The sequence below is a fragment of the Paenibacillus sp. Mc5Re-14 genome (assembly GCF_001049835.1).
GTDB classification, from domain to species: Bacteria; Bacillota; Bacilli; order Paenibacillales; family Paenibacillaceae; genus Paenibacillus; species Paenibacillus polymyxa_C.
Map to the genome: position 1 here is coordinate 2,046,458 of NZ_CVPD01000001.1, position 14,057 is coordinate 2,060,514.

12 protein-coding genes and 1 pseudogene are annotated in these 14,057 nt (G+C 45.8%); 7 read left to right on the forward strand and 6 right to left on the reverse strand.

What is annotated here, in order from left to right:
• The first annotated feature begins 234 nt into the window (after positions 1 to 234).
• From BN1546_RS09315 to BN1546_RS09325, 3 genes are all read left to right on the forward strand, one after another.
• A complete protein-coding gene (locus BN1546_RS09315; RefSeq protein ID WP_090737241.1) occupies positions 235 to 3,864 on the forward strand; it encodes an LPXTG cell wall anchor domain-containing protein in 3,630 nt (1,209 codons plus the stop codon).
• A gap of 108 nt (positions 3,865 to 3,972) precedes the next feature.
• Complete coding sequence (locus BN1546_RS09320; protein WP_231124515.1) at positions 3,973 to 4,623, forward strand: class D sortase; 651 nt, start codon at positions 3,973 to 3,975, stop codon at positions 4,621 to 4,623.
• 42 nt (positions 4,624 to 4,665) lie between these two features.
• On the forward strand, positions 4,666 to 5,376 hold the full coding sequence (locus tag BN1546_RS09325; protein ID WP_255305573.1) for a GGDEF domain-containing protein: 711 nt from the start codon (positions 4,666 to 4,668) through the stop codon (positions 5,374 to 5,376).
• 80 nt (positions 5,377 to 5,456) lie between these two features.
• On the opposite strand, the gene BN1546_RS09330 is transcribed toward BN1546_RS09325, so the two are convergent.
• Complete coding sequence (locus tag BN1546_RS09330) at positions 5,457 to 5,921, reverse strand: cupin domain-containing protein (RefSeq protein WP_013369054.1); 465 nt, start codon at positions 5,919 to 5,921, stop codon at positions 5,457 to 5,459.
• A 328-nt stretch (positions 5,922 to 6,249) separates the two neighbouring features.
• On the opposite strand from BN1546_RS09330, the gene BN1546_RS09335 reads away from it, so the two are divergent.
• From BN1546_RS09335 to BN1546_RS09350, 4 genes are all read left to right on the forward strand, one after another.
• The gene (locus tag BN1546_RS09335) at positions 6,250 to 6,987 is read left to right on the forward strand and encodes an amino acid ABC transporter ATP-binding protein (protein WP_017427181.1); all 738 of its coding nucleotides are present in this window, start codon (positions 6,250 to 6,252) and stop codon (positions 6,985 to 6,987) included.
• 45 nt (positions 6,988 to 7,032) lie between these two features.
• Positions 7,033 to 7,863, forward strand: a complete 831-nt coding sequence (locus tag BN1546_RS09340; protein ID WP_090737245.1) for a transporter substrate-binding domain-containing protein — start codon at positions 7,033 to 7,035, stop codon at positions 7,861 to 7,863.
• Between the two features lie 71 nt (positions 7,864 to 7,934).
• Positions 7,935 to 8,594: an amino acid ABC transporter permease gene (locus BN1546_RS09345; protein WP_025679585.1), complete on the forward strand. Its 660-nt coding sequence runs from the start codon at positions 7,935 to 7,937 to the stop codon at positions 8,592 to 8,594.
• Positions 8,595 to 8,608: 14 nt separating this feature from the next.
• Positions 8,609 to 9,259: an amino acid ABC transporter permease gene (locus BN1546_RS09350; protein ID WP_013369049.1), complete on the forward strand. Its 651-nt coding sequence runs from the start codon at positions 8,609 to 8,611 to the stop codon at positions 9,257 to 9,259.
• 27 nt (positions 9,260 to 9,286) lie between these two features.
• On the opposite strand, the gene BN1546_RS09355 is transcribed toward BN1546_RS09350, so the two are convergent.
• The 5 genes and pseudogenes from BN1546_RS09355 to opp4B form a co-directional block, all read right to left on the reverse strand.
• Positions 9,287 to 10,042, reverse strand: coding sequence for a LysR family transcriptional regulator substrate-binding protein (locus BN1546_RS09355; RefSeq protein ID WP_255305574.1), 756 nt, complete (start codon positions 10,040 to 10,042; stop codon positions 9,287 to 9,289).
• Between the two features lie 6 nt (positions 10,043 to 10,048).
• Positions 10,049 to 10,225, reverse strand: a pseudogene (locus tag BN1546_RS27820) (LysR family transcriptional regulator); the annotation flags it as partial.
• Positions 10,226 to 10,287: 62 nt separating this feature from the next.
• Complete coding sequence (opp4A, locus tag BN1546_RS09360; protein ID WP_090737247.1) at positions 10,288 to 12,108, reverse strand: oligopeptide ABC transporter substrate-binding protein; 1,821 nt, start codon at positions 12,106 to 12,108, stop codon at positions 10,288 to 10,290.
• Positions 12,109 to 12,151: 43 nt separating this feature from the next.
• Positions 12,152 to 13,060, reverse strand: a complete 909-nt coding sequence (locus BN1546_RS09365; RefSeq protein ID WP_058831362.1) for an ABC transporter permease — start codon at positions 13,058 to 13,060, stop codon at positions 12,152 to 12,154.
• Between the two features lie 28 nt (positions 13,061 to 13,088).
• Entirely contained in the window at positions 13,089 to 14,057 is a 969-nt protein-coding gene (gene opp4B, locus BN1546_RS09370) for an oligopeptide ABC transporter permease (protein WP_090737249.1), read from the reverse strand.

Sequence of the window (14,057 nt, forward strand, 5' to 3'; positions counted from 1 at the left end):
TATTCTAGTCCAGGAAGACAATGAGATTTCCAACCATTATCTAATTTCGAGTCAAAAGGAGGAGGTTCATCCCCGAACATGAATTTTCATAAATTCTGAACAAGTAATTAATGCGGCTAACATAGCATCATATGAATGAATGATGAATATATAAATACAGTTCTCTCGACCTCGAAGGAATAACCATTAGCCGTTAAATAAGAGTATTTTAAGAATAGGAGATTTGTTTACCGTATGAGAAAAAAATGGAATGCAGCAACGGTTGCGCTATTGCTCTTTTTGCAGTGTTTGTTCAGCACAACACAAGCTTATGCACAAAATCCCGACTCTACTCTGCCAGTGACCCCAGGAACCGATCCGGTTCAGAGTGTGACTAACGATGTTTATCCAATGCCCTCAGAGCCAATTAACATCCCACCTGCTGTCCCGGCTCCAGTCCCTGAACCAACTGCTGGCTCAACTTCTGAAGTTAGGGCAACTCAAGAAAGTATTTTAACCAAGCTAACCCTTACAGATTCTACTGGAAGTGTTATTGATGCAGTGTATAATCCCGATAGCCGTATTGATATTGGTTCCGCCATCCATTTAGGCTATGAATGGGAACTGCCGAACCATACGTATAAAGCTGGAGACACCTTTACCTTTCAATTACCTGAGCAATTCCAAATTTACACAGATATTACGTCTCCTTTGACGAATACAGATGGAGAAGTAGGTCATTTTACCGTAGACCGTCAAGGTAAAGTGGTTATGACATTTAATGATTACGTAGAAAGCCACTCTAATGTCAGCGGTAAGCTAGAGATCAAAACTGAATTTAGCACACAAATAGAAAAAGGCAGTACACAAGTTATTATTGCGATCCCGATCAAAGGCGGCGAGCAAACGGCTATCGTAAATATTAAGCCTGCAGCTGGTCCTACAATGGAGAAACAAGGAAAGTTTGATGGAAAAGACCAAATTCATTGGACAGTTGACGTAAATAAACACTTGGATCCTATCAAACACGCTGTAGTAACCGACCCAACTCCCCAAGGACTAGAACTAGTCAAGGACTCCATCCGGGTAAACCATTTACAAATTAATGTGAACGGAACCACCGTGCTGGGGGACACTGTTAGCGCAGATAAGTATACAGTAGAGGCTGATCCGGTTGTGCCGGGCTTCAGAATCCGTTTTAACGAGGAGAATATTAACAGCGCCTACCGAATTCAATACTCCACAAACATAACAAGCGAGGATACTCGTTTCTCCAACACAGCCACTTTTTCAGGGGACGATGTGAAGGATACGTCCGCAACAGCTACAGTCACTGTTCAACGCGGGGATTTTTTAAGCAAAAAAGTGGAGAAATACGACCCAGTCACTCAAACGATCTCATGGGCAATCAAATATAATTTTGCCAACAAAAAAATTCCCGCAGCTAAAGCCGCGTTAAGTGACCGTTTTAATAACAGCCAACAACTCATCATAGATTCACTTAAAGTGTATAAAGGGGATACACAGGATGAGCTCCCTGCATCCCAATACAGCGTCACTCCAGTTATTGACGATCATGGTACCAATGGTTTCAATCTGCTTTTCAATACGGATATTGAAGCTCCATATACCATCCGTTATCAAACAAAGGCTATAGATCGTGTAGTTAAAAATAGTAAAATAAAGAACAGTGTAACTTCTGATGGGGTAACAAAAGAAACAACCACCGAACTGAAAAGTATAATTATCACCAAAGGCTATAAGGAACCGAACTATAACACCAAAACGATTCCTTGGGTCATTTCTATTAATGCGGATAAGTATACAATGGATCAAATCGTTATCGACGATGCCTTTCCGAATGGCGGCCTGGCCTTATTGCCGAACACATTGAAGATCCAAAGCGCGGACGGAAAAACAACACTAACATCACCGACAGACTACGAACTGATCCCTCTTACGCTGGATTACAAAAAAGGGTTCACTATACGTTTTCATAAAAAGATTCAAGACACGTACACCATTAACTATACAACTACCTTTAACAATGAATGGAAAATCGACAAAACCAAGCCGGACTTTTGGAATAAAGCCTCTATCACTTGGTTATACAGCGGAACAACACAAACTGCTGAGGCCGAAGCTCGATTATGGCCGGACAATATGACCCAGCAAAATGGGGCGAAGTCAGGTAGTTACAATGCCAGCTCCAAGCAAATTACATGGGACATTAAGGCCAATTATAACCGCAAAACTCTCAATTATGCTGAGATTAGAGATACCTTGTTACAGGGCCAAAAGTTGGTCCCAAATTCTGTTAAGGTATACGATATGACCCTGCTTGGATGGTGGAATGGCGTACAGAAAGGGGCCGAAGTACCTTCGAGCCAATATACTCTGGTTTTACCTTCCGCCGCTAACAACAACGAACTGCGCATCCAGTTTAACCAGTCCATCAACTCTCCTTACTGGGTCACTTTCCAAACAACATTGGAAGGAGAGCTTATTGATAAAGAGATTAACAATAACGCTCTGCTTATGGATGGAAAAAATGTAGATTCGGAATGGGCTGCCAAAGTGTCTGTACCCCACGGCGGAGAATACGTGACAAAGTCCGGTGCTCAGAATGGAAATAAAATCGACTGGAACATCCATATCAATGAAGGGCAATCCCATGTTTCCAATGCGAAGATCGTGGATACGCCCAGCAATAATCAAATTCTGATTAAAGATTCCTTTCATCTATACTCCACCAAAGTGTCTGCCAACGGAGAAGCTGTTAGGGACACTGAGTTAGTCAAGGATCAGGATTATAAGCTAAAAATAACAACGACTGCTCAAGGTCAGCAATCCTTTGAGCTTGCCTTTGCGAAGGCTATATCATCAGGTTATATTTTGCAATATCAATCCTTTCTTCAAGCTGAAGACAAGGCAAAAGTGAGCAATAAGGTTAATTTCGAGGGCGACCGTTTGACCACCGAAATCAGGGAAACAAGTAAGGAAATTACCGTGCGCACATCCTCTGGTTCAGGATCAGGAGGAGGAGTTACGGGAAGTCTGGAGATTACCAAAATTGATGAGGACGATCACAATAAGGTTCTATCCGGGGCACGTTTTGCACTCTATGACAAGAATCAGAAAAGAGCACCTCTTGTCCAAACTACCAATTTGGACGGGAAAATCGTATTTTCTTCATTGAGTTATGATGACTACATCCTGGAGGAGCTTACTGCTCCTGAAGGCTACAAAATAACAGCGCCAAAAACAGAAATCAAAATAGATACAACTATCAAACAAAGTTCAGGCATTAAACAAATCGTAATCACCAACAAAAAAGACACTCCTGTTGATCCGGGTCCGGGTACACCTACTGATCCAGGTACGCCTACAAACCCAGGTACGCCTACAAACCCAGGTACGCCTACCGATCCGGGTACACCTACGAGTCCGGGCTCAGGCAAAAAACATGATAAGGACCCTGAAATAACTGAACCTCCGGCGACGCCTGTTACGCCCGTAACAACCGAAGAGCCGAAAATTATCGAGGATGAGGATGTTCCGTTGGGCGTTCCGGTTATTGAACAGCCACCTGTAGAACCAGAGGCGCAACCATCCGCTGAACCAGGGGTGCAACCTGAGACACCGGAAGCCGATCCTCACCAGGAGCCTTCACCGCCCGTGAAGATTGAAGAAGACCCAGTACCTAAGGGTGTAATCCGTCTACCGGCAGAAAAACCAGAAGATCCAAGTGATCCGGGTCATACACCCAAGGTGGATACATTGCCAAAGACAGGAGAAAACAGTCCTGCTCCCTTCTATGTAAGTGGCATGTTCTTAATTCTTCTGGGGGCCTATCTGGGTTATAGACGAACGCATAAAAAATAAATAACATTTTATAATCAAAAATCCCCCTTCTCAACTCATCATTTCAGCGAGAAGGGGAATTATTTTACATGTCCGATCTATGGATTACTGTATTAGGAGGCTTTTCAATTGCGTAAGCTGGCATACGTGAGCATCATGTTAGGAATCATCATCATGTTATTTCCTACCGCTAATGAATGGTTGGAAGATCAAAAGCAAAAAGAGCTATTACAGGAAGCTGAATCATTATCAAATACAGATACATCGACACTGACTCCCGAAATGATGAAAGGCTATACAAATTTGTCCAATTGGCTGACAAATACTGCAGCAGCGGATGGGCCACAATTGTCACAAGCCACTCCCCCATCGTCGGCTTCAGAGCAAGCCCCAATCGCTACAATCCAGATTGATCGTATCGGGCTGGAACTTCCTGTACTCGAAGGTGCAACCCAACAGCATATGAGATATGCAGCCGTACATATGTCGGAAACTGCGACACTCGGCCAGGTGGGGAATGCTGCCATAGCCGCTCATCGCTCACGAACAACTGGACGTTTATTTAACCGGCTTAATGAGGTGAAAATCGGAGATCAGATTCTAATTCACACTCGGGGTGAAAAATACGTATACAAGGTCTACAACATTTCAGTCGTCACTCCTTCAAATGTCTCCGTTTTAAAAAGCATCAAGAAACAAAAGCTTCTCACACTAATTACCTGTGATCCTCTTGTAAATCCGACACATCGACTCATCGTTCATGCCAGACAACTAACCTAATGCCGCTAATAGAAGCGGAATAACCTATAAACTATATTGGTGGTGAACCCATTGAGTATATCTTTAACAGCCTTACTTCTAATCGGTCTAACTTTGGCGCTGTGGATATATACGTTAATTTTTTTACATTCTGTGATGATGGAAAGAAATTTGCTGCGGAAACTTGCCTATCAGGACCCTGTAACGGGTCTATTCAATCGGAATGCACTTGAGCTATTTTGGAAACGAAGCAACGGCAAGGAAGGCTTTGCTATTATGTATCTTGATCTGGATGGATTCAAAGCCATTAATGACACATATGGACATCAAATCGGTGATAAGCTGCTCAGACGGGTAAGCGATCATTTACTCCAGGTAACAAACTCCCATCAGAAAGCTTTTCGAATCGGTGGTGACGAATTTCTACTCATTATGAAGGATTATGATGCCGATCAGGTCACAGTTCTGGCAGAACTGCTGCTGCAAAAAATCAGCGTTCCTTATAACATCCAGGGAATCAATCTTCAGGTTACAGGTAGCATCGGGATTACTATGCATCCTTCTCCGAAGAAGCCCCTGCCTTCTTTACTGAAAGAGGCCGATATCGCCATGTACCAAGCGAAAGGAATGGGAAGAAACCGCTATGCTGTATACCAGAGGATCAAACAGAGGCCAAACGTCAGATCATATGGTACTGCACGAGTGATAAAGTTTGCAGCTGGTTTTCGAAAAAAAACAAAGATTCAAAGTATACAACAAATGGCAACTCTCTAACACTAACAAAAATACCCGTAACAACAAATCAGGCGGGTAAGTCCTGTTTATCCAGGATTATACCCGCCGATAAAATATTCCTACTCCACCTTACCCTTGGCAATCAGCTTGAAATCATCAAAGTGGAATCCTGGTGCAACAACACAGGTTACCAGCACAGGCTCATCCCCCAGCGGACGTGCCGTTTGCCATACAGTTCCTGGTACGAGTGCTTGTGGATGTTGTCCTGCCTCCACATCTGCACCAACGATAATGACCGTTTCTTCGCCAGGTTCTTCTCCGCTTCCACCCAATTTTAACTCTATAGGGCTTCCACTATGGTACAACCACAGCTCGTCAGAATGGACCACATGCCACTCGGAGAACTCACCCGGATGCAGCAAGAAATACGTAGACGAAGCTGCAAAGCGCGGACCGGAATACACATCCGGCAGTACAGGCTTCGGAATTTGAAAATTGGCCTTCCACATCTCTTTGTACCAGCCGCCTTCTGGATGGGGCTCCATGCCCAATGCCGTGACTAGCGGTGAAATAGCTTTCGTCATTGTCTATCCTTCCTTTACCCTAAATTCCTTCTTCCCTACTGTAAAACATAGCGCTGCTTTTGTCACGTTTCTCCCTCTGCATGTCGAGGTTTCATAGTTTATGTCAAACTAAATAACATTAAATTGTGGATATATATTCATTTTCATCATATAAATAACAGATAACTAGTATAAAAACAGCCAAAAACACTTTTCACGTAAAGTTTATTGACATAAAATCTTGTTTTTTATTGTAAGCTTATAGTATCATGAGAGAAATTTCGAAATTCTAATAGAACTGCATCTTGTCATTCCGTCTACTAAGCGATGTATTCAAGTCAAAAAAGGGGTGAGCTCTCTGATCCATTTTCGCAATGTCAACAAGCATTACGGTCACTTTCATGTACTTAAAGACATCAATCTTCAGATTAAGGAGGGCGAGGTCGTTGTCATCATCGGTCCCTCCGGCTCAGGTAAAAGCACCCTGCTTCGCTGCATCAATCGTCTGGAAACGATATCTGATGGGGAGCTAATCGTTAACGATGTCCCCGTGCATGACAAAAAAATTGATATTAACGCCTTCCGCCGCAATATCGGGATGGTGTTCCAGCATTTCAATCTGTATCCCCACAAAAAGGTGATTGAGAACATTGTACTTGCACCGATGAAGGTACTGGGCATCCCGAAAGAAGAAGCTATTCAAACTGCCCTCACCTATCTGAAGCGTGTCGGAATTGAAGAAAAGGCACAGAGCTACCCCGCCCAATTGTCCGGTGGACAGCAACAGCGGGTTGCAATTGCCCGTGGACTCGCAATGAATCCGAAAATTATGCTGTTTGACGAGCCGACTTCAGCTCTGGACCCCGAAACGATTGGAGAGGTGCTGGATGTCATGCGCTCGCTTGCCCATCAAGGCATCACGATGGTCATCGTCACTCATGAAATGGGCTTTGCTCGTGAAGTGGCTGACCGCGTGATTTTTATGGACAAAGGACAGATCTTGGAAGACAGCCAGCCTGCTGAGTTTTTTCAGAATCCGGGTGAAGAACGGGCTCGTTTGTTCCTGAGCCGTCTGATTCATCATTAAACGGACTATTATTAATGGAATAAAAATTGAAAGGGGATCATTGTAATGAGAAAAAGATTTCAGTGGAGTACTTTGGTGCTGGTTGCATTAACCTGTCTGCTCGTCTTGGCAGGTTGTGGAGGCAAACAAGAAGCAGCAACGTCAGGAAATGAAGCAGCAGCTCCCAACGGGCTGGAAGCCATCAAACAGCGTGGCAAACTGGTCGTTGGGGTGAAGTACGACACCAAGTTATTCGGACTAAAAGATCCGGCTAGCGGGAAAGTCGAGGGCTTTGATATCGACATCGCCAAGGCTGTAGCCAAGCATATTTTTGGTGATGAAACCAAGCTCGAACTCAAGGAAGTCACGTCCAAAACACGAATCACCTTACTGCAAAATGGGGACATCGACGCTATTATCGCCACGATGACCATTTCGGATGAGCGCAAAAAACAGGTCGATTTCAGCGATGTCTACTTTAATGCAGGTCAATCCCTACTCGTGAAAAAAGGAAGCCCGATCACCGGTCTGGAGTCCCTGACACCCGATACCAAGGTACTCGCTGTTAAAGGCTCTACCTCCGCAAAAAATATCCGCGAAAAAGCGCCCAAAGCAACGATTTTAGAGTTCGAAAACTATCAAGATGCCTTCAACGCCCTCAAGGCAGGTAAAGGGCAAGCGCTGACGACCGATAACTCTATTCTGCTTGGCATGCAACAGCAAGATCCGAATTATACCCTAGTAGGTGGGAACTTCACAGAGGAACCTTACGGTATTGCAGTGAAAAAGGGGCAGACCGAACTGCTGCAAGCCATTAATGATACGATCAAGGAACTGAAAAGCAATGGTGAATACGATAAGCTGCATGAGCAATGGCTTGGGGTTAAACCCGAATAATGATCTTGTGAAGGAGCCGCGATTGCGTGCTCCTTCCTTTCTTAGCTCTGGATAAGGAGGTATACCCGTAGATGCTAACTTTTGATATCAACGTACTTTTCGATCATGGCGACCGTTTCAGAGAAGGCTTGCTTCATACCGTTCAAGCTAGTGTTATTGCCTTGATCGGAAGCTTCATTCTGGGGGCAATCATTGCCATCTTCCGAATTGCGCCTTTTAAATGGCTAAACTGGATCGGTACTGTCTATGTAGAGGTCATCCGCAATATTCCATTGCTGATTGTTGTACTGTTTTTTTATCTCGGTCTTCCCACTCTGGGCATCCCCTTGGACGGCTTTGTATCTGGAACGCTTGGATTGACTGTGTACACAGCCTCTTTTATTGCAGAAGCTATACGTGCCGGCATTCAATCTGTACCCAAGGGACAATTTGAAGCGGCAAGGTCCTCCGGGTTGAATTACAACCAGACGATGATCAGCATTATTTTACCGCAAGCCATTAAAATTGTACTGCCTGCAATCGGCAACCAATTCATCAATCTGGTCAAAAACTCTTCCGTGCTGGCCATTGTGGCTGGACTGGATCTCATGTATTACTCGGACCTCATTAACTCAGATACCTTCCTGCCCATCACAGTCTATGCGATCACGGCGCTGCTGTATCTTGTATTGACGGTTCCACTCAGCTTTCTTGTGCTATATATGGAGCGACGCTTTTCCAAAACATCCTAAGGAGGGAAGCCCGTATGGATTTCGGTGGATTGTTTGCATGGCCTAATGTGCGTTTTATACTGGAGGGCTTCCTGCTCACGCTGGAGGTCGCTATTTACTCTATCATATTCAGCTTCGCTCTCGGTATTGTGTTCGGCATCCTGCGCTATACCCGTATACCTGTCCTTTCACAGGTTGCAGCCTTTATCATTGATCTGATTCGCAACCTGCCCTTATTGCTCATTATTTTCTTCATCGGCATGGTTTTGCCATCCATCGGATTATCGATTTCCCTCAAGTGGGCAGCCATTACAGGACTGTCGATCTTCGAGGGAGCCATGATTGCCGAAATTGTACGCAGCGGTCTCAATTCGGTTCATAAAGGACAGCTGGAAGCCGCACGTTCCTCCGGTCTAAGCTATTCTCAAACCTTATGGCATATCATTCTACCCCAAGCGCTTCGTCGCATGGTACCTCCTATTGTCAGCCAGTTCATTTCCCTATTCAAGGATACCTCACTGGCTGTCATTATCAGTTTGCCGGAGCTGACGCATAACATTCAGATCGTCGGTGGACAAAATCAATCTTTTGTCATTCCAGCTCTGCTGTTCGCCGCTTTCCTGTACTTTGCCGTTAATTACAGTATGTCACTGATTGCACGCAGGCTAGAAGTTCGTACACATTAAAGCACGTAGTACTCATCAGGGTTGCCACTAGTTGGAACACTCTGTTAGTACAGCTTGTATCTTTTCAATCAATCGCTTCACTGCTTCTCCCTGGTAACGGTCAGACCGATAAATCAACTCTAGCTGACCTTGGGGCACGCCACGCAAAATAGGTACCGTGCAAAAAAGTGAACGATCCAGTTCGGCCGCAAGGGACTTCGTCTGTAGGGTTACGGCAAGTCCCTCCTGCACCCAGCGCAGGATTGAAGGTATAGAATTTGTTTCCAGGACGGTTGCAAAGGGATACCCGCGATCACGGAAGCATTTCTCAATCAGCTTCCTGCCGGGATGGCACTCTGGCTGCATCGCCCAGGGTACATGCCTCAATTCGTCCAGCATAAGGGAAGAACGATTGGAAAATGCATGATTTACGGGGACAATAAGACAGTAGTTCTCTGTGCGAAGAGGAAGCTGGACAAGCCTTTCATCTGTACCCGAATGTAGGGTGATGCCAACGTCCACACGGTTATCCAGCAGCTGTTCTGTTAAATCAAAGGATGGACAGATGTGCAAGCTGATTTTAGAAAATGACCGATGAAAGTGGGCAAACATCTCTTGCAACGACTCCTCTAGCTCCGGTAATGCGATACCAATCCGTAAACTGCCGCGTTGCTCGGTACGCAGTTCCTCAATAGAAGCCTTCGCTTGCTGTAAATCTTTGAGCGCATGCGCACTGTGTTGCAGCAGCAGTTTCCCGGCATCTGTCATTTTGATTTTCTTGCCTGCACGGTCAAAGAGCGTCATGCCCAGTTCCTCTTCCAGCGCCTTAATTTGCAAGCTAAGCGTGGGTTGAGAGATACCGATCTTTTCCGAAGCCTTCGTAAAATGCAGTTCCTCGCATACGGCTATGAAGTATTGAAGCTGACGTATTTCCGTCTTCCTTCTCTCCCTTCGAGAATCCCCAGAATGTTTGCATGAACAGGTCAAAAGAAGCGCGAGATCGGATCAATCCGGTTCGCGCTTCTTCAGGCTATTGCGCTTTTTTTAGATTATTGGGCTACTTCTGCTTTTTCCGCGGTCAACGTAATATTCGCAAACGCGTCTGCATCGTACTCCTTGCCGCGGGTAATATCGTAATTGGCTACCCGATTATTTACTGCCTCCAACGAGTAACGGAATAACGTCGGTACAATCGGCGCCTCCTCGCTCATATACGCCTGCCACTGATTGTATATATCTTTACGATAATTGTCGTCAAAGGCTTTCACAGACACCCCTTCCTGCAACAGCTTATCATTCTCTTCACTGGTAAAGCGCGAGTAGTTAAAGCTGGCTCCGCGTCCATACAGCCCACTAGGGTTTACATCTGTACCTGTACTCCATGCGCCGCCAAAAATATCAATGCCCGGGTCATCCTTCTGCACACGGTCATAGAAGGAATTGAACTCCAGTAGACGACCGTCCACCAGTTCGACATGAAGCCCGACATCCTTCCAATTTTGCAAATAAAACTTAGCCAGCGATTCGGCCGTCGCATCCCCGCTCATTGCTGCATAATGGAGCACCAGTTCCTTGCCCTTAGGGTCTTCACGGTATCCATCTCCATTGGTATCCACATATCCTGCCTCGTCCAGCAGCTTTTTCGCCTTGTCTGGATCATACGCAATGCCCTTCGCATTCACATCATGGTATCCCTTGAAGGCGGGCGGGATCAGGGATGTCGCAGGAGTCCGAAGCCCATGATAGAGCTGCTTGCCAACCTGCTCATTATTCAGCGCGTAGCCAAGGGCCTGACGCAATGACTTGTTCGCCAGCTTGGCGTTCGGGTCCATGATATTTAGACTCTTGGCCTGATCGAATTTACCCAGCTTAAAGCCTACATAACTATAAGATAATTCCTCCTGACCGAGAAACTGTACATTTTTCGGATTACTGGCCTCATTGTAACGGGTAGTTGGATAGCTGGCCCAATCGATTTCTCCGCTTTTCAGCGCCTCAGTAATGACATTCGGATTCACAACCTTCAGATGAAGGCCATCCAACTTGGGCGCACCGCGGAAATAATCTTCATTTTTGACGAATTCCACAGATTCACCTGTGACCATAGATTTAATTTTGAATGGCCCATAGCCAATCGGATGTTTACGGACAGGGTCAGATCCAGCCATATCCTTTACGGGAATGTTCCGGAATACCTTCTTCTCCAGTGGTGTGGACCAAAGTCCCGACTTTACCGAAGGATTAGGTTCCTTAAAATGAATGGTAACCTCTTTCTCATTCAGCACCTTGACGCCAGAAATGGTCTTGGCCTTGCCGGCGTGATAATCTTCCATACCTACAATGTTGGTCATAAAACTATCATAACGTGGACCTTCATAGTCTTTGTGGCCAATCACTTCATAGGAAAAAGCATAGTCCTCTGCCGTTACGGGATTACCATCTGTCCAGTTCAGTTTGGGATCAATTTTGACAGTCACTGCCTTATTGTCTGCGGAAAAGGAAATCGTCGCAGCTCCTTTATCGTCAATATTCAGATTGGAATCAATCGAAAACAGGGAAGGGTAGAAAAACTGGAAGACTTCAAAATCCGGATTTCCATCATAAAATACAGGATTCAGAATACCTTCAAAAGGGGTATCGGACACGAGTGCATAATTGATGATGCCGCCCTTAATCGGGGGGTTATCGTTCTTGACCGCCTTTGCCAGCGCAGTCGCATTCACCTGCTTGCTGTCGGCCCCTGATCCACCTGTACCGTCAGACGATTTTGCTCCATTCGAAGCGGAAGGCGAGCCGCTGCATGCAGCCAAAGAAAGCACCAAAATGGCAGATAGAACAGGCAGAATTCCTTTTTTCCAGCGTTTAACCATTGTAAACCCCTCCTTGTTGTTGTCCTTATCCTTGAATTTCGGTTTAACCCAATCGTTGTTTGGCATCCGTGGCACGTTTGAGTGCCTGACCGATAAAGTTGATTGCCAGCATTAGCACCAATATAAGCAGTGAGGCAGGCAACCACATCCACCAGTTGTTCTGCAATACATCCGGGTCATTCGCATAACTCACCAGTGTCCCCAAGCTCGGAGTAGATTCCGGCAAGCCAAAGCCGAGATAGGAAAGCCCGGTCTCGATCCCGATATTTCCCGCAAGACTGAGCGTCAGATTAACAATCACAACAGAGCTGAGATTGGGCAGCACACCCAACCAGATGATCTTCCAATTGGGTGTGCCAAGGGTTTTGGAAGCCTGCACGTAGTCCAGTTCCCGCTCAGACAGCACCTTGGCCCGGATCAGGCGCGCTTTTCCAATCCATAAAAAGGAAGTCATAATAAAAATAAAGGAACCTATGCCGCTTTTGGGCACAATGCTGACAAATACGATAACCAGCATCAAGAATGGAAGCACCAGGATAAAGTCAATGATTCGCATGATGATGTTATCAACCAGTCCTCCATAAAACCCAGCCAGTAAGCCCAGCGTCAAGCCGATGGCGGCGGATAACAAAGTAATCGTAAAGCCAATGGTAAAGGAATTGCGGGCCCCAATGACCAGCTGGCCGAATATATCCCTGCCCGCTCGGTCCGTACCCAGCCAATGCACTGAACCGGGAGCTTCGCGGATCGCGCCCAGATCGACCGTCGTGACTACATCCTGATTGACAAACAGGACAGAGGCATATATAAAAATCAAGAACAGAGCCACAAATCCAATGGAAATCAAGGCCATTTTGTCACGTACGAGTTCACGACGCAGTACAGACCAGCTAGACGGTGATTTACGAATGATTTCCGGCGAGAAGACTTCCTCCACCTGCATAGACACCATAATCCCTCCTTTTCTCTAGACTTGTTCTCTATTCAATTCGAATGCGGGGATCGACCTTGCTTAGGATGACATCAGATAAAAGGGTCCCTAATAGTGCCAAGAAGCCGGAGATCATGACCAGTGCGTTCACAACTGAAAAGTCCCGTTGGGTGATGGACTGAAGAAATAGCTGTCCCAACCCCGGATAACCAAAAATAGATTCTAGGAAAACGTTGCCCGCAATCACACCCGTCAGGTCGTAGCCCAAGAAAGCAGCAATAGGTAATAAAGAGTTTTTGAAAATATGACGGGAATAGATCTTTCCTTCGGGTACCCCCTTGGAACGCGCCGTTTTCACAAAATCCTTCAGACGTGTGTCAATGACCTCATTGCGCAAATACTGAATCGTAGCCGTTGTACTGAGTAATGCGCCTGTAACCGCCGGTAGAATGAGGTGATATGACTTATTCATGTAATATGACCATGTCCCCGGCTCTACACCTACATCCACACTGCCGCTGGTTGGAAACCAGCCAAGCCTGAACCCAAACACGTACAACAACAGCAATGCGAGTATAAATAGAGGTGTCGCAAAGCTGAGATAGGTATACCCGACCACGGTTTTATCCAGCAGACTATGCTGATAACGACCGCTGAGTACTCCCAGCGGAATGGCGATCAGATACGTTAGAACCAGAATCACAACACCCAGAAAGAACGTGTTCCCCAAACGACTGCCAATCAAATCGGTAACGCTAATTTTATGTACGTAAGATTTGCCCAGATCCCCATGAGCAAGCTGGACGAGCCAGTTCCCATACTGCACCCACACCGGGTCATTCAATCCCAGTCTTTGCCGCTGTTCTTCCAGTGCAGCCGGATTTAGATTGGGAGTTGAAGTGATGAGCCCTGTCAGGGCATCCCCTGGCATAGCCTTAGCTAGGAAAAATATAAGCACACTCAGTGCAAAAAGTTGAGGGATCATAACCAGCAGCCGGCGCATTGTAAATTTCCACAT